The 17,827-nt window shown below is 48.2% G+C and carries 12 protein-coding genes; all 12 read right to left on the reverse strand.

Going from position 1 to position 17,827, the window contains the following annotated elements; translation table 11 throughout:
• Positions 1-20: 20 nt before the first annotated feature.
• Positions 21-1,325, reverse strand: coding sequence for an ABC transporter substrate-binding protein (locus PLA01S_RS16160; RefSeq protein ID WP_127593097.1), 1,305 nt, complete (start codon positions 1,323-1,325; stop codon positions 21-23).
• 223 nt (positions 1,326-1,548) lie between these two features.
• Complete coding sequence (locus PLA01S_RS16165) at positions 1,549-2,487, reverse strand: copper amine oxidase N-terminal domain-containing protein (RefSeq protein ID WP_127593193.1); 939 nt, start codon at positions 2,485-2,487, stop codon at positions 1,549-1,551.
• Between the two features lie 147 nt (positions 2,488-2,634).
• Positions 2,635-3,456: a GNAT family N-acetyltransferase gene (locus tag PLA01S_RS16170; protein ID WP_127593098.1), complete on the reverse strand. Its 822-nt coding sequence runs from the start codon at positions 3,454-3,456 to the stop codon at positions 2,635-2,637.
• A 73-nt stretch (positions 3,457-3,529) separates the two neighbouring features.
• The gene (locus tag PLA01S_RS16175; protein ID WP_164817444.1) at positions 3,530-7,942 is read right to left on the reverse strand and encodes an S-layer homology domain-containing protein; all 4,413 of its coding nucleotides are present in this window, start codon (positions 7,940-7,942) and stop codon (positions 3,530-3,532) included.
• Positions 7,943-8,121: 179 nt separating this feature from the next.
• Complete coding sequence (locus PLA01S_RS16180; protein WP_246059593.1) at positions 8,122-10,641, reverse strand: winged helix-turn-helix domain-containing protein; 2,520 nt, start codon at positions 10,639-10,641, stop codon at positions 8,122-8,124.
• Positions 10,642-10,792: 151 nt separating this feature from the next.
• Positions 10,793-11,413 (reverse strand): histidine phosphatase family protein, encoded by a 621-nt coding sequence (locus PLA01S_RS16185; protein WP_246059595.1) that lies wholly within the window; start codon positions 11,411-11,413, stop codon positions 10,793-10,795.
• Positions 11,414-11,651: 238 nt separating this feature from the next.
• Positions 11,652-12,305 carry a M48 family metallopeptidase gene (locus PLA01S_RS16190; RefSeq protein WP_127593101.1) on the reverse strand — a complete coding sequence of 218 codons (654 nt, stop codon included), beginning with the start codon at positions 12,303-12,305 and terminating at the stop codon, positions 11,652-11,654.
• Between the two features lie 616 nt (positions 12,306-12,921).
• A complete protein-coding gene (locus PLA01S_RS16195; protein ID WP_127593102.1) occupies positions 12,922-13,263 on the reverse strand; it encodes an alpha/beta hydrolase in 342 nt (113 codons plus the stop codon).
• A 45-nt stretch (positions 13,264-13,308) separates the two neighbouring features.
• The gene (locus PLA01S_RS16200) at positions 13,309-14,814 is read right to left on the reverse strand and encodes an arylsulfatase (RefSeq protein WP_127593103.1); all 1,506 of its coding nucleotides are present in this window, start codon (positions 14,812-14,814) and stop codon (positions 13,309-13,311) included.
• A 289-nt stretch (positions 14,815-15,103) separates the two neighbouring features.
• Positions 15,104-15,493, reverse strand: coding sequence for a YkvA family protein (locus PLA01S_RS16205; RefSeq protein WP_127593104.1), 390 nt, complete (start codon positions 15,491-15,493; stop codon positions 15,104-15,106).
• A 270-nt stretch (positions 15,494-15,763) separates the two neighbouring features.
• On the reverse strand, positions 15,764-16,558 hold the full coding sequence (locus PLA01S_RS16210) for a DUF2935 domain-containing protein (protein WP_127593105.1): 795 nt from the start codon (positions 16,556-16,558) through the stop codon (positions 15,764-15,766).
• 155 nt (positions 16,559-16,713) lie between these two features.
• Positions 16,714-17,631, reverse strand: a complete 918-nt coding sequence (gene hprK, locus PLA01S_RS16215) for an HPr(Ser) kinase/phosphatase (RefSeq protein WP_127593106.1) — start codon at positions 17,629-17,631, stop codon at positions 16,714-16,716.
• Positions 17,632-17,827 lie beyond the last annotated feature (196 nt).

A 17,827-nucleotide genomic window follows, 5' to 3' on the forward strand; every position in this document is an offset into this window, starting at 1 on the left:
CCGTGTCAGAGCGTTTCGCTCTACTTCTCGCTGTCGATCAGTTCTTGCAATTGAACGTTTGCCGACTCGGCAGCACCCCCGACATCTTCGCCGATAAGTCCTTTCACCACGATACTGCCGATAATGTCCCGTGCTTCCTTCACGTGAATGACTTTTGGACGGTCGTAGCTCATTCCGATCGGAATGGATTCGTTGATCACCGGAATCAGCTCCTCCGGAAAGCCGGAGATGCCTTCCTTTTCATGCCACAGTGAGCTCCGGGCACCCGGGTTACCGATCTTCTGGGCTTGCAGCACCATGTCACGGCTCGAAGCCCACTCGATGAAAGCCCAGGCCGCATCCTTACGGGCCGAATTCGCATTGATCGCAATGCCCCAAGCGGTAGTGCTGTAGGGTTTGCGGCCGGCATCGCCTGCCGGAAACAGTGCATACCCAATCTTCCCCTTCGCCAATCCTGATTGCGTGAGCATGGGGTAGATCGCGCTGGCATCGGTGAAAAACGCCGCCTTTCCTTGAGCGAACAAATCCGCAGACTGAGTCCAGCTGTAGTTCAGCACATCGGGTGGACCATATTTTCCGAGCAGCCTTACATACCGTTCAATTCCCTTGACCGCTTCCTTTGCGTTCAGTGCCGCCTGATCCTCGTTCATAAAATCTCCGCCTTCGGAGTAAACGAAGGACGAGAGCTGGGTGACGAGAGCGCTTCGCTGCCCTCTTGCAACAAAACCGTAGATGCCATGCTCGGGATCGTGCATTTGCTTGACCGCAGCTTCCAGCTCGTCCAAAGTCTGCGGCACTTCGATTCCTTTCTTCTCCAGCAAATCCTTGCGATAAAATAGAATCTGCTGCTCGGTTGAAAGCGGGACGGCAAGCAGCTTTCCGTTCACCGTTACCGATTCCAGCGCCGTTGAAGAAAAATCGGCAAAGTCGTAATGTGGGTCCGATACGGCATACGATTCCAAGGGCGTTAGCCAGCCATTGTTCTCATACAGACTTAGCTCTTCCAAAGGCCGGATCATGAACACGTCGGGACTTTCGCTACCTACCGTCATCTGTACGAACATCTTTTGGCTGAGCTGCTCATTGGTCAACGCTTGAAAATCAACCTTGATGCCCGTTTCCTTCTCGAATTCGGGAAGATGGGCGCGAAGGATATCCGCAACCGGGTTTTTGGCCATATATGCGGTAATCCGCACGTTGCCAAAGGGTCGTTCCGATTCGGACATTCTGTTGTCAGCTCCGTTCCTCCCCGCCATGCATCCAGTTGCCGACACCATCATGACAACAATCCATAACACCCTGCAGAAACGTCCTGCAACCTTCATAACTCCCCCTCCTGTTCAGTCGGTCATAAATCGATATTAAAGCGTTTACAATGAAGAAGACACTGAAAAAATTTAACATATGGTACACATATTTAGCGTCATGTATAGCCCTGATTCTCGTACAGCTTTACGGGAGACGAAATACCCATCTTTATCAAAGACTTTATTTATACAAAAAAGCCGCTGATCTCATTCCAGATTAGCGGCTAAAGAAATTTACCTATTATGCTTCCTCTTCATAAACAACAACGGTCTGACTTTCTGATTCCCACTTGACGGTTGCATTCAATGCCTCACTTATAAAGCGCACGGGCACATACGTATTGCCCTTTGTAACGGTAGCTGGTGCATCCAATGAGACCTTCTTCCCATTAACGGTTGCTGTTTTACTGCCCACCAGCAGTTGAATGCTCACTCCGTCCTTCGTAACGGTGATGGAACGCTTTTCCGGATTCCATAGGACCTCGGCTTCCAAAGCCTCGGCTATGGCGCGAAAAGGAACATAGGTATTGCCTTTTTTGACAAAAGGTTCGGTATCCGAAGCTTCGCCGTTCACATACAGCTTAACCCCATTCTTTTTACCTGCCTTTTCGTTAAGCTCACCCATGGTTTTGTATAGATCCAGATTTTTGAAATTTGCTTGAATAGCTTCTTCTTGCAAATACACGGCGTCCGTCACGCTGCCGTTTGTTTCAAGCATGCCCGCCGCCGCTTCTAATGCCTTGTCCTTTTCAATAATGGCTTCAAGTTGTTTTTGTTGTTCGTCCGTCAGCTTGGCCGCATAATCGGTAAGTAAAATATTCGCTAAAACGGCGCCTGCCGGTTTATCTCCCACGTTTTGTATGGCATTTAGCAAACCTTTGTATCCTTTGTGACCTTTGTTCTTGGAATCGACTTTATCGGTGGAATTGTCGTTTGTATTCTCTGTTTCTGAGAGCGAGGAATCCTCAACTTGCTCTTCTTCTTTGCTGGTCGTATCAGATCCCTCGACTTCCTCGGTTTGTGGCTCTTCATTTCGGGTTTCTTTTTCTTTAGGTCCCTTTGGCGATGCCGCGTTACTCGTCTTGCCAGGTGGGGTGTTACCCGGTTTGGCTGAGATCGTGCCTGCGGCGGTTGCAAACATCAATGCCGCACTGGTGAGCAGAATAACTGTTTTTTTCATCATAATTCCTCCTGAATGATAAAAATATATGCCCCTTCATTATCGGCAGAATAAATAGACTTCAATAGATACGTTAAATTGATTAATCCCAGGTAAAAGAAAAAGTCGCCCCGATGGCGACTTTTCTTGCGCATATTTCGATTTTTATCATCTGCATTCGTATTTATAATAATCTTGTACATGCACTGCCTTAAACCCAACCGACTCATATAACCTCAGAGCATGGTCGTTTTTCGTTTCGACTTCTAAGTGTACCGTAAATCCGGCAGAGCTTTGCTCTTTAACGACTTGGCAAAGCGCTTTTCTGCCTATCCCTCTGCCCTGATATTCTGGCAATATGGAGAAACCATAGATCCACGCCTGCCCCTCTTCACGACTTACCCGAAGCTTCCCAACCGTTTCTTCGTTCACGTCAATCATGAGCATATCCGTATGATCCGCGAAACGGTGGCTCTCCATCGCTCTGGCATCTTCTTCGTCCAATCCGAACGCCGTTACGGACAAACGAACACTCATTTCGTAGTCTTCTTCGGTTGCCTGTCTGAGAAGAATATCGGTTGTCTCCTCCAGAGGCGTATGTCGCCATTCCATTTGATGCTCCGAGAATGCATATTCAGCACCTTGTTTATTCAAAAAGAATGTTGCCGCATCGGATCTCGCAGGCGCGTTCAACAAGATTTTTTTGTATCCATTGGATTTTACTTGTTCCATTGCAAGGTGAAACAATCGCCCGAAATGCCCCTTTCGACGTTCATTAGGCTTTACCATGCCGCATACTTCGACAGTCGAACCAAAAGGATATAAACCTAGAAACGCTACAAGTTCGTTTTCCTCATAATGAAAAAAATCCAGATTCTCCGTTTTGCGTTCTCTGAGCATATCCCAGTTTAGCTTCAGTTGTACATGATCATGAAGTTCACACTCTTTTTGCAATTGTTCAATATCTTGTAGTTGCTGTGTCGTTAACATTTTTTTCTCCTTTTAACTGTCGAAATCAATAAACTCTGCTATAAATATTCGGCAACTCGTTAATCGACACCTTTTATTTTGCCTCTATGGCGCGCCAAATCACGGTAATCGCTTCTGCACGGCTAGCGTGAGATTTGGGTTTTAACATGTCGTTTGGATAACCCTTCATGATTCCATGATCTACGGCAATCAACATCGCTTTCTGTGCCCAAACCGAAATCTTATCCTGATCGGCAAAGGTTTTGCTGGTAAACGCATGGCTCAATTGAAAAGCTTGAACCACCATTTGTGCCATTTGTTCGCGCGTAATGAAATCGTCGGGGCCAAAGGTAACCGAATCGTATCCTTGGATGATTCCGAAAGCATACGCTGTTGAAATGGCTTGCCTCGCCCAATGATCCTTGGTATCGGCAAATTCCTTACTACCTTTATTAGTGAGACCTAATGCTTGAACCAAGATTGTCGCGAATTCTGCTCGGCTCATCGTACGGTCAGGTCTGAAGCTTCCGTCTGTATAACCGTTCACAACGCCTTTTTCTGCGAGATTCTCAATGTTCTTTTGCGCCCAATGACCTTTTATATCGGTAAACGCAACACCGATTTCAACAGGCACAATCGTTCTCGCAAAAATCGCAAATGGAGTAAAGTGGTCGGTAGTACCACTTATTGTCCCCGCATTCCAGTCTATGTTGACGTTATCCAGCGCTACCCATTCCTTCGTTTCTTCGTTAAACTGACGAAGTTGGAGCTCATGACTGCCTTTTTGTATGGTGTTGGCGTCAAATTTCAGGCTGATGGTTACGTCTTTATCGAATTTTCCGGACACATCTTTCTTAAACTCAACGACTTTGCTAGCTAATCGTTCTCCTTCGGATAGGGAAAAATCATCATCTGGAAGTGTTAGATTGATGGATAAATAAAATGGCCGATACAGTGCTTTAGCAGGGATGTGAATCTGTCCCCCCTCAAAAGCAATGGTTCTCCCTTCCAAGCCTACAAGAAAAGTGTTGTTCGGCAGCGGATAACCATGGCTACCGTTAGAGGGATTTGAATTGCTTGTTTCACTTGCCTTCCGGGTTATCAAACGATACCGGCTGGACGTCACACTCACGGCATTACCTGTTTGGTCTTGTGCTCTTACATGCAAGTACCAATCACCGTCAACGCCACTTTTCATAAGCGTGGCCTCGTTCACAAACGGTTTCCAGCCTGTAGTTGGCATGGACGAATCGGTCGTCCACTGAAACTCCAGCGAGGCTTTATCTATGCCGCTTCCAGAATCAATGACCGATACCCTCGGTGTTACCGATGTAACCTGCATTTCGCTTCCATTAGGGTGAATCGTAATCGATGGCGGTGTATGGTCAATCTTCACCGTGATGTCGAGGAATAACGTATTGCCTGCTTGATTGGACGCCTCAAATCGAATGTTCGTCTCGCCTTCGCTCGAAATCTCGATGAGTGCTTTGTTTTCGTAGGCTTGTGAAGGCCCCCCGTTCAGCGAGTAGGTAAGATTGGCGATCTCGCTGACTCCTGATTCGGCATAGACACTCAAGGTTACGCTTGACCTACTCCATTCGCCGCTCGTATATTCACTTCCGTCCGCCTTCACTAATGAAGGCGTCAAGTTTATTCCAGTTGTGCTGATGCAGACTGTGCGTCGTTCAATCGATTCATTGCCCGCAGTATCGACGGCTTTGAATGCGATTCTATGAACACCTTCATCGCGCAGGACGATATCAGATAAATAAGGGCTCCACGACACTCCGTCATTTAGCGAATACGTAAATGAAGTGACGCCAGACTCGTCAGATGCTTCTGCACTTACGTTAACCATTTGATGGCTCCACGTGCGATCAACATACTCCATTCCATCCGCCGTGGTCATCGTAATGGCGATGGATGGCGGTATATGGTCAACGGGACGAGTCAGGTTATCGACGATTCGATCCGTTAAACTGAGCAACGCATTGTTCGCGCGGTCGGAAATGTTTCCGGATGGTTTATCGTAGGATAGGAGAACTTGTTGGTCTTCTTCAAATGCTTTATCTACTTTAAGGACAAGCGTATTGGTTCCCGATCCGTCCACCCGAGAAATGGTAGAAGGCTTTCCGTCTGTTGTAATTATAATTCCCCCGGCGTCAGTGAGGCTGACTTCTTCATCAAAGCTCACGATGACGTTGCTCGGATGCTCGCTTTCGATCTTCGCACTGGTGATGGTTGGTGGAGCAGCGTCCCATTCGAGGTTGGCTGCAATTCCTTGCAAAACAGGAAACATGGCTCCCTCCTGTAACGCCCATATTCCGCTGAAGTCCCAATCGGTACCAAATCGTGCATACTGTTTCATTTCCGACGTAACCCGCGGTTCACCTTTACCGGTATCCGATTGTCCAGTCGTTTCCTTATTATAGAAGCTCGAGGTAACCGTACCGAATTCCCGCCCGACCAGGCCGCCGACTTCGCCGCTGCCAGTTACACTTCCGACGGCATACGTGGTCTTGATATCACCGATATTCCTTCCCACGAGGCCGCCAACATCGTAACGACCGTCAACGGAGCCGATTGCATACGAATCATTTACCTTACCGCTCTCATTCCGACCCACGAGGCCTCCGACAAAATCCATACCGGTAATGCTCCCGGCGGCGAAAGACAGGTTAACCTGGCTATTCATATCATTGTGTCCGACCAATCCGCCGATATTAAATTGACCATCGACTTGACCCGTTGCATACGCGTTATACACCAAGCCTGCATTCGAGCCGATCAATCCACCGATATGGCTGTTTCCGCTAACGGTCCCGGTAGCATACACAGCCTCAGTAACACTCCCCATGCCGTTCCTTCCGACCAGACCGCCTACTTCATCCACTCCACCGACAGCAGCACTCGAGCTAGAACTGCCAATCGTTCCGTCGTTATTCCCGACCAGACCACCTGTCATGCCTGCTCCGGTAACATTCCCTGTAACATGGACCTTCATAATCTGACTGCTGGGCCCGTTTAGTCCCGACAGCATGCCTGTCTGAAGGCCGCCGGTGACATTCCCGTTCTTCAAATGAACGTCTCGAACCTCACCACTAGAAATATTACCGAACATCCCGACACTCATTAAACTGCTCCTGTTGATATATAAGCCCGTAATATCATATCCTTGGCCGTCGAGTGTACCTGTGAACGGAGTGCTGCCATTACCAATGGGTTCAAAGCCAAAACCGTTCCCTGTGCTCGTCCCCCACATATCGGAGCGGGTGTTGTCAGTGAATGTCGTGTCGAAATCAATACCCTGCGTCAGTTTGTAGTTCGCCGACAGATCCATGGCCATCAACTGCAGTTGATGCGAGTTCCATATTTCGGTCGACCATTCGGAGCGAAGGAATGGTCGCGTCGAGTCCTCGACCATAAACCAGTCATTGTTGAAATCCCAGCCGGAATAACTCGATTGGGTTAGTGCCTGTGCAGTCGTGAGGCCGCTCGCGGTACAGAATCCGTATGTATCGTATCCACAGGCGCTATTCAAGCCGACAGTTTCAGCATCCCAGAAACTGTCGCTCAATTTCCCACTATTACTCCCAACCAGACCGCCCACAGATGGATCGCGCCCGCTGACGCTGCCACTGGCGTATGACTGAATGATCAACCCGTGGCCCGTGCTGCCCGCAAGGCCGCCGACAGCACTCCTGCCATGGACTGTTCCCGTGGCGTATGACCGACTTATAAGAGCGGAAATATTATAACCGACCAGTCCGCCGACGTGTTCAGCGCTCCCGCTGACGTCACCCGTGGCGTATGACCGGATGATTTCTCCACCTTCGCTGTCCCCTACTAACCCACCCACTATAGAGGTGCCACTGATCGTACCGGCAGCATAGGAGTCACTTACCGTCCCGTCGCTGCGCCCTGCCAAACCACCCACATAATCGGTCCCGGTGACGGTACTCGTAGAGAAGGAGGAGGTTATTTTACCCTGAATGCCATTGTATCCTACCAACCCTCCGACGGTGGCCATGTTGCTTCTAACCGTTCCGGTAACGTAGGACCAGTTAATGGTTCCATCGCTACGCCCTGCGAGCCCGCCCACATGGTTGTTTCCAATGATCGAGATACCTTCGAGAGCGATATTTTCTATCACACCATTGGAGCCTACAATTCCGAATAGGCCGACAATGTCCATCTTGGTCTGATTCATGGTCAGATTGCGGATGACATGTCCCGCTCCATCGAAGACACCGGTGAACGGGCTATTGCCGTTTTTGTCATCGCCGATAGGCATAAAGCCAGCCCCATTACTCCAATTTGCCGTCTCCGAAGCATCGATATCCGCTCCGAGCTTGTAATGAGCGTTCAAGTCATTACGCACGGCGTTTAATTGATCTAACGTTGTAATGACGTAAGGATTGTTCGCCGTCCCGTCGCCGGACATCGCATCATTTGAATTAGCGAATGCTTGAAACGGGATGATGCCGATCACGAGTAATAATGTCATCGAAATACAGAAGATGCGTCTCATCTGGTCTTTCCTTCCTTTCGTTATTCAATTGCCACGATGTACATTATATTGGATCTTTCGAGAGTTCGAATCTAACCCCGGTTATAGGCCCGGTTATAGTTACACAATAAAAGAGACCCGCCGTGCGGCGAGCCTCCTGTTATAACCTTCCGTTTTTAACCCTGGAACTCTTTACCTCTTTTAATCGCCTCGACTCGGTTTTTCGCCTGCAGCTTGCTGTAAATGCGATTGATGTGTGCCTTCAAGGTCCCCATTCCGATGCCGAGCGTTTCAACGATCTCCGGATTGTCCATCCCTTCCTCCATATAACGAAATATCGAATATTCGCGCGGTGTCAGAAGCTTCTCCAATGTTGCTTTGCCTTGTAGCGGAGGTTCGGCTGTTCCTCCGAAAGCGGACAAAATTCTCCGTACATAGGCAAGTGAAGGCGCGTTTTTATCTCGGATGTTTCCTTTTTGACGATGTTGGACATATACCGCAAGCAGCTCTGCTACCAGTTGGCCTTTATCAACAAACACACGGATATAATCATCGGGTTTCGCAAATATAAGCGCCTCTTCCAGCTTGAGCAGCGCTTGTTGCGGCTTATCCATCATCTGCAGCATCATTGCCTGAAGCACTTGGATCTCCAAGGCGTCCATCGGACGATGACCTTTTATCGCGATTTGCAGCAATCTCTCCGATAACGTCCATGCCTCCTGACTGTTGCCGGTCTCCATCAACACCCTAACGAGAAAGATATAGGCGAATAGCTGAAATACGGATACCGGATCATCCGACGAGACCTTGTAGCGATCCTTCCATTCGACAGCTGCGGACAAGTCTCCGGATTCCATTCGCAGACTTGCCATTTCGACATCGAGCAAGATGGGGGCTGCCTTAGCGCAATCCTCAATCGCCCTTCTATAGGCTTCTTCCAACCATTTTTCGGCCTGACTGATGTCCTGTCTGGATTTGCTGATACGCGACAAGAAAAGACTGGCGGGAACGTATACCTTCTCTGGTTGGTAATGCGCCTGACTTGTGCCTTGTAATCCAAGCTTTAAGTACTCCTCCGCCTGTTCCAGCTCGTTGCGTTCGTAGAGTAATTCGCCATAACATACAACGACCGAATCCTGTAGTCCCATTGGTTTCATGAATTCGATCATGCTCAAAAAGAAAGTATCCGAAAGGCCCCGAGGCAAATGTTCGCCACGCTTGCCATTGTATGACCTGTATATAGAAGGAGACAGTGGCATATGAGGAGATGCGAAGATCAGATCCGTTCCTTTCGGACTATGCTGAAGTGACAGATGGATATACTCCAGCCCTTTTATCATGTCCATGTCATATTGGGTCGCTTTAAAGTTCCTTACATAATACAGATAACCCAAATAACGATTATTCTCCTCCGGACTCCAGCTTGCTGCGGAAGCAGCATAATGCTTCTCTGCTAGCTGTAAATACCGTTCCGACAGCTCCAGCTCCTGAGACCACAATAACGAAAAAATGTAAGAAAAATAAAGGTAAGGATACTGCATAAGCAGTTCCTCGGGAATCGCCGACAACCAAACCTTCATGGTCGAGAATTCCCTGCGGACCATCAAGCTTCTCATCTGTTCTAGCAGACGTATCGCTTCCGAATGATAGTCTCCGGCCAAGTAGTAATCAATCGCTTCTTCGATCAGTCCCTGCGATTCACACCAGGCTGCTGCCGATTGGAAGAGCACGTTTGTCTTCGTAGGATCAAGGCGTCGCTGCTGCTTCAGCAGAAACTCGCCGAACACATGGTGAAATCGGTACCAGTCCCTATCTTCATCCAGCGGGATGAGGAACATGTTGCGTTTTTCCAGTTCCGCGAGCATCTGTGCACCGTGTTCTCCAGCAACAACCTTACATAGCTGCCCGTTCATCCGCTGTAAAATCGAGACGTTCAACAGAAATTGCCTCGTTGGCTCGTCCAACGATTCAAACACTTCCTCGAATAAATATAGCTCGACGCGTTCAGGGTTGGACTGTACGTGCTTGAAAGCTCCCATCCACTCATCATCATGAATAGACAACGAGATCAGCCTAAGTCCCGTCACCCAGCCCTCGGTCTGGATTTGGATTTGTTCAATCTGCTCCCTTTGCAGCTCCCTCTTCTCAACGATGTGGAAGAAATTCACCGTCTCCTGCAAATTGAAACACAACTGCTGGGTATGGATTTCATGGATCCAGTCCCGACTAATCCATCTCGACTTCAGAAATCCATGGATGCTTCGACTTGAGAAACAAAGATGCACCCGGGAAGGCAAATACTCCAGAAAATAAGAAACCGACGCCTGGATATCCGTATTATGTATGACATGCCAGTCATCCAATATCAGGATAAGCGGTTCATTCAAGCCGTTCAATTCGTTTAACAGAGCAACGATAAATGGCTCGTATTGACCCGGAGTCAGCATTGCGTTTGAGGCACGGACGGAATCTGGCAAACTGCCGATTGCCTGTTCGATCGCTTTCATGAAGTAGTTCCAAAATCGGATGAGGTCATTATCCTTGTCATCCAGCGATAACCACCCGACGGGTCGGTCCAGTTGTCTGGCCCAATCACTGACCAATGTCGTTTTACCGTATCCGGCGGGAGCCGTCACGAATGTCGCCCTGCGGTTTAGTCCCGCATTCAATCGCGCAAGCAGCCGGGGACGCGGCACAGATTGATTAAGGGGCTGGGGCAGTTTCAATTTCGTTAAAAGCAAGAAATGGCTTTCCTCTCTCTCTTGTATCATACAACCTCTTTTCGTTGGCCTCTGTGGGCCGTATATCTGGTTTTATTCATGATAAAACCCGAAACTTGGATTTTTGTCAACGGGTTAAGTGAGTTATGTTAGCAAAATCGACTAATGTAAAACGTCCATCACAACACCTGATATGCGTTACAGAACATTCTGGGACCAGTTCGCTTTGGGCAATTATAAAATTCGGGTGGATACGGTTCAACTCATCCTGGGTAAATTCATTTACCATAAAGTCTGTGATCAAACCGCCATGTGTCACAATAACCATGCTTTCATGTGGATGCTGATCCGACAGCTCTAGTAAGCAGGAAGACAACCGCTCACCGGCTCTTCTTGCGGAATCTCCGACAGGAGGCATATAGTCTCGGTCCTTATTGCAGCGATTCCACATCACAACAAACTCCTGAAAGGTTTGACCAGGCGAGTCTCCCCAGTTCGCACGTTCCCGTAACCGACTATCCTCTGATATGGTTATATTAACTGCTTCTGCAACAATTTGAGCGGTCTGCTTTGCTCGATTCAGCGGGCTGCTAATCATTCTATCTATGGACATTTCACTAAAATGATTGGCCGTTTTATGAGCCTGCTTTATCCCTTCGGTTGAAATGGAAACATCTCCAACACGCTTCTCTTTTTCAGCATGTCTAACTAAGTAAAACTCTGTGCTCACCATCATCATTCCTTTCATACGCCTATCAATTAGATAACGTTTAAATTAGATGAATATCTAATTAGATATTACATTGTCTTGCACGCAATGGATAGACCACGCTTCGATATTGGGTAAGAAAAAAAGCCGCCAAATTGGCGGCTTAAGCATGCATATGTTTTTATTTTTGATCATCATTCGTACCGTGTTGGGAATATTCTAAGTTACTTGTTTACGTTCATGTCAACGCATTCTGTTCACATTCTTCTCCATCGCATTATAATGTCATGGCGTGTCCGTACTTCGCGAGGAACGCTTCCTTCGCTTTGTAATCCTTCATCACGCTGCCAACGAGCCGCCAGAAGGAGCGATCATGATTCATGTGAATGAGATGGCAGAGCTCATGTATGACCACATAGTCAATGACCTCAAGGGGCGCCATCGCGAGCCGGTAATTGAAGGTGAGATGCTTCGTCGAGCTGCAGCTGCCCCACTTCGTTTGTGATTCCTCAATGGTGAAGGATTTAGGCGTGACTTTCAGCTGCTTCTGATAGATCTTAATTCGTTCCCCGATTACCTTCTTGCAGCTGGCAAAGTAGAACTTCTTCAGTTCATGCTGGAGCGCTTCTTCCGTACGATCATGCGTCTCGATTAACTCATCAAGCGAATAATATTTGCCAAGATGAAGGAACTTGCCACTTTCTTCGTATGCTCTAACCTTCGGAGCATTTCGAGCTGCCTCAATCGATTGCAGTTGTTTCAAAATCTTATCTCCATACTGCTTCACGGCGTTCAGCACCACATCATCAGCTGTATGATTCGGTGCCTTCACCGTAACCAGCCCTGAAGGATCGATATGGATCGAGATCTTTTTGCGTGGGCCATATTCTACATGACATTCTATTTGTTGTTGCCCTAGTTCAATTTTCATATTCAACTTCGTTTCTAAAAGGTTTTAATTTCATTGTAACAGAATAGTGCCGAATCCACCCCTATTTCTGGTAAGATTTACGGAAAATTTCTCTGGAGAAAATCGATCTGATCGGATATTATTCGCTCCCGAATACCGGACTCATAAAATTCGAAATGGGTAACAGGGTACGCTTTTACCTCCGCTTTAGGAAGACTTTTTATGAGCTCTGCCGTTTGGGGGCCCTGCGTCTCCTTATCGAACTCACCATAGCAAATCAAAACGGATGCTTCAAATACGGCTTGGCTTATATGGGATCATCTCTAATATGCCACGAGGTGCCACTTCGTTTCGCCAGGTTTTGGATTGCATGCCGGCAATCGTTTTAGCTGCCTCAACTCCCGCCATAACGGCCAGCTCCCCTTTATGTCCAACCGCTGGGATATATAGTGAGGAAAGTCCCTTCTTTCCACGCTTCCAGTCCCTGCGAATCACGTAGAGGAGCCTTAAGTTTTGCCCATAAGGAACGCCCGCTTTTTTTAGGAAACCCGTTAAATGGAATTTGGGCGATAACAACCGAAATATCTTTTGCCTACGCTGCTACTGAAATGACATGTCCACCGCCAAGCGACGACCCTCATAGTCCTAGCCGTGTTTCATCCACGGCGGGATGCTTCTTGATATAACGAATGGCCTGCATAAAATCTTCCTGTTGATCCGATACGCTCACCAACTGCCTAATCTCTCCTTCGCTCTCTCCCAGGTTGCGGTAGTCGAAGGTAAAGGCGTGAAACCCTGCCTGTGCAAAAGCCGTTGCGACGGCAACCATACTTGGAGTGTCCTGTGTCCCTCCAAAGCCTGCCCCCATAATGATGCAAGGCTTTGGGATTTCGGTTGACTTGCCATACAAATACCCGACGCAGGCAGTTCCGCCGCTTTTGAATTCCAATCTCTCCTTTCGTACAGTTGCTGTGCTCACGTTATATTCTCCCTTTCTTCTTGATTTATCTTACTGATTCTGTGTTCAAGAATCCGTTCCACTCAAGATATGGGATAATACTGCGGATGGTTTCCGGCCTCTGATCAGCTGTTGCCCATCAGTATAACCTTCCTCACGTCCATCAAGCTCCTGTATGAGAACGGAGCGCCAATATCGGATACGTTCCTGATGTTCTTCATCCGCAATCGCATTGTGCAGCTCTTGCGGATCATGAACCAGATCAAAGAATTGCTCCTCACCCGTTTGGGAGAACCAGATGTACTTCTCCTTCCCATCGGTCACCCAGTGATTGGACTGCATCCCTTGTGCATGCTCGCCATGAAGATGGTGGCGCCAAGACGAAGCGCTATGCCCTTCTTTCTCTTCTGCTGAGGCAAGTCTCCAGATGCTTTCTCCTTCAACTGTATCCGGTATAGGCACGCCGGCCGCTTCCAGCAGCGAAGGCATGATGTCCCGCATCTCCACCACTTGATCCGACACCATGCCGCGCTGCAAGCCTAATCGGTTGCCCGGATCATTGACGATAAACGGCACATGGGTGCTTCCTTCATACGGAAGAGACTTCCGGAATAAATGATGGTCTCCAAGCAGCTCGCCATGGTCCGATGTAAACAAGATCACGGTGTTCTGCAGCTCGCCATATTCATTCAACGATTGCAAGAAGCGGCCAATTTGGTGGTCGATATGCGTGATCAGGGCGTAATAGGCAGCCATCGCTTTACGCAGGCGGCGTTTCGGGACCAGCCCCCGCCCCGTTATAGGGGAGTATCCGGCCAAATCCGGATCTTCCGTCTGCGCCCAATCGCCAATCGGCGGCTCCGGAATATCAGCATCCTCATACAGATCCAGATACGCCTGTGGAGGGTCGAAAGGTGGATGGGGCCTGACGAATGACATCCACAGGAAGAATGGCTTTCCGGGATCCCGGCGACGTAGAAAATCAATAGACTGTGTGACTACCCAATTTGTCGGATGCTGCATTTCCGCCAAATGCCAAGGACGGGCGACGGTCGATGCATTGCAATCCAGACCGAGATCGATCATATCCGCGCCGGGCACCCGCTCACGAAGCCATTGCAAGTAATCGTCGACTTGATCGTAATGCTCCTGCATCGGAATGCTGTGGTTATTGCGGTTGTGATGCAGGTAACCGTCGTGAAGCATGACGTTGTGGAACCCCATCAGATTCCGTGCCGGATAGACATGCATTTTACCGATACATTGTGTGTGATAACCGGCATCGGCCAATTCCCCCGGCAGCGTTCTCTTATAATCCCATGGCACGCAGTCCTGATAGCCGACACGGCCATGAGCCCGCTGTGATTGCCCGGTGAATATGGCTGCCCTTGCAGGTACGCAAGTCGGTGTGGCGGAATACGCACGGCTAAACCGTACACCTGTCCTCGCAAGCTCGTCCAGATTGGGCGTCTCAACGACGGGATGACCCGCTATGCTGAGACAATCAAAACGCATCTGATCGACTGTAATGAGCAACACATTCGGCCTTCCTTGGTTTTGACTCAAATTCATCAGTTTCCCCCCTCCAACTACACCCCGCGGTTTCTTGAACATTTGGTCAACTCTACTTTATCGGGACGGCACCCACTGACTAATAAGTCATTGCAGTTTCCCAAAAACGAGATGTTCTCTTGAAAGTATTCGTCCGAATTCATTCATTTCCTTTTATTAAATTCCTAATGTCCCTGTTGAAGAAATTGTTGATGGGATCACCCAAGAAAGTGAAAAAAGAGCCGCAATTTTGCGGCTCCTATCGTTCTGTTGCTAGCAAACGCTCCATGATACATTGAAGCTATCGATCCTATTCGTTCAACACATATCGATATGCAAAAAGTGAAACCCATAGCAAAGCCGCTAACCATATAGCAATAATTACACTTCCTGCAAACCAATTTTTGGGTTTACCGCGCTTCATCCGTTCCTCGGCTTGTAGCTCATGCTCTTGGACCACGGCGTTAGGTATCATTTTCAATGTGATCGCAATTCCAAGGGGGACTAATATCACATCGTCCAGATAGCCTAGTATAGGTATAAAATCCGGAATCAAATCAATGGGACTGAAGGCATAAGCAACAACACATATGGCAAATATTTTGGCGTACCAAGGAGTCCGATTATCCTTGTAGGCATAATAAAGTAAAAAGACCTTTCTTTTTAACATCCCAGCCCATTTCTTTATCCGATCCATCATATCCATTCTCCTACGCTGCATTTTACTTCATATTACCACGCAATTCTGTACGGCGGCTAACTGATTTCCACTGTTAGTCAGGCGGCAATGGCTGCAAACTCCAGGCCCTTTTCGGTATAACAAAAAAGCCGCCAATATGACGACTTCGTAGATACTTTGCTTATTCCGAGACTACCTTGGTCAGTTCCAGATGCACCTCCATCTTCTTATTGATCAGCTTGCATCGCAAGACACGTTTCCGTTCAGATGTATGGCATGCGGCACAATTCTTCAACCTGTGACTCTCGGCTTTGTCGGATCGCAGTTCGGGTTCTGTACTTCACCCAAAGCGGCCAACTTGGACAAATAGTAGCACTCTTCTCGATACATATGATCCGGCATCAGCGGATTAATCCGGTCCAGCACCTCCCCGCGGAGTTCAAATTCTTCGAGTTCCGCCAGAAAGTGCATGAACACTCTCATTTCCAGATCAATATCAGCGTGAAATTTGCGGAGGGCAGGAAAATCCTTTAAATGGGTCCTTAAATAACCCGTCATTTCTACCGCCTTTAAATAAAAGCCTTCAAAATCCTTCTGGAACGCCAAACTTTTTGCAATTAACGGCTTTTCAGCAAAATCCAGATCGGCCGCCAGGCTTGCTGCATGACCAAATGCATCCTGCAGCCAAACCATATCATAATGCAAAGGATGGAACAGAGGTACGCCCTTACCTTCTTGTAATGCCTGTAATATCCGAAGGTATTCCTCCAATTCATTGACCATATGGTTGACAAAGGAAGGCGTCAGGAGCAAATCAATTTTGCCTGCAAGCTGTCGTTCCAGCAAATTCAGCTTGAATTCGCGCAGTTCATACGTGCCATTATAGGCATCATTCGTCAGTTTTGCGATGAATGTGGATGCATCCGGTCTTCGCGCCTCCCCAAGCAGCATATCAAATGTAGCCATTAAGGACTCGGCTGTGGCGATATCCCCTTTTTCCTTGGGTGAAAGCGCAGTAAATATAAAACGACAGTGGTCGCCAAGAATCTGTAGCCAGAACCGGTGTTCATACAAGGGATCACTCATTGATCTTGCCCTCCCGTAGCGTTATTCTCAGAAAATATATGCTGCTGAGAGCGGAGTAGAACGCGGAAGGGATAGTCGGACAATATTCGCGACTCGAGCATCATTCATGACATAATACGGGACAAGAAATTCTCTGTTTTTTGCTTAAAGCCGGTTCACGACTGCATCTCGTTTTCGATCCGTTTCATAAAGTCTTCAGCCGCGCTGTACCCGAGTTGTTTAAGATACCAATTGTTGGCCGCCGCCTCGATCAGACTGGCGACGTCACGTCCCGGCTGAAGCTGAACCTCGATATGCGGAATTTGAATGCCTAAATACTCGGTAAACTGAGGCACCGCCTCCAGCTCATTGTTCAGGGAATTTTCCCGCCAAGGCGACAGCTCAATATCGAGTACAATTCGCGTCTCGTCCTGAAACGCCGTGCGTCCGTATTGACGAACGACATTGATCAGACCGATGCTTCGCAGCGCCAGAAACTCGCGGGTTGTCTCATTGTGTGTGCCGAGAAGAGTCGAAGGACCCAGCTTTTTAAGCACCACGATATCGTCTGCCACAAACCGGTGACCTCGTCTGATCAAGGTGTGGGCTGTCTCACTTTTGCCAATCCCGGATTTACCCCGAAGCAGGATTCCTATGCCCGATACATTCACACATACCGCATGGATCGACATCTCCGGTGCCAGTGTCTTCACCAAATAGCTGTCCAACTTGGCGATAAATTCCGTTGTTGTCTCTGTCGTCCGCAATAACGGTATACCCTCTTCATTACAGAAAAGGGTCAGATATGGAATCTCCTGCTGTCCTGACGTGACAATAAAGCACGGCGGATGATATTTGACGATATTCCCGATATGTAACTTGCGTTCTTCTATGGTAAGCGTCAATAAATAGTTGATTTCTTTGCGACCGAGCACCTGCACTCGCTCCATAGGGAAAAAATCGAAATACCCGACAAACTCCAGCCCCGGTCGGTGCGTCTGTGGACGGGAAATCATACGATCCATGCGATTGGCTCCTGCAAGTACTTCCAAATGAAAAATTTCCGTAAGACTTTGAACGGTGATCGACTTCATGTTGCTCTCCTCCTGCGGTTGCAGTATGTATTCGGATATATTCAACGAACAACAGGTATTTTCCTGCCTATTTGTTCCCATTTATGAGCCCCCCACCCTTCCAGCTAATTAGATCTATGACGACCATAACTGCCTCCAAACATGAGTTTACATCAAAAAAAGTCGCCAATTTGGCGTCTCTTGTGAGTATATAATG

It is taken from the genome of Paenibacillus lautus NBRC 15380 (assembly GCF_004000945.1).
GTDB lineage: Bacteria > Bacillota > Bacilli > Paenibacillales > Paenibacillaceae > Paenibacillus_AQ > Paenibacillus_AQ lautus.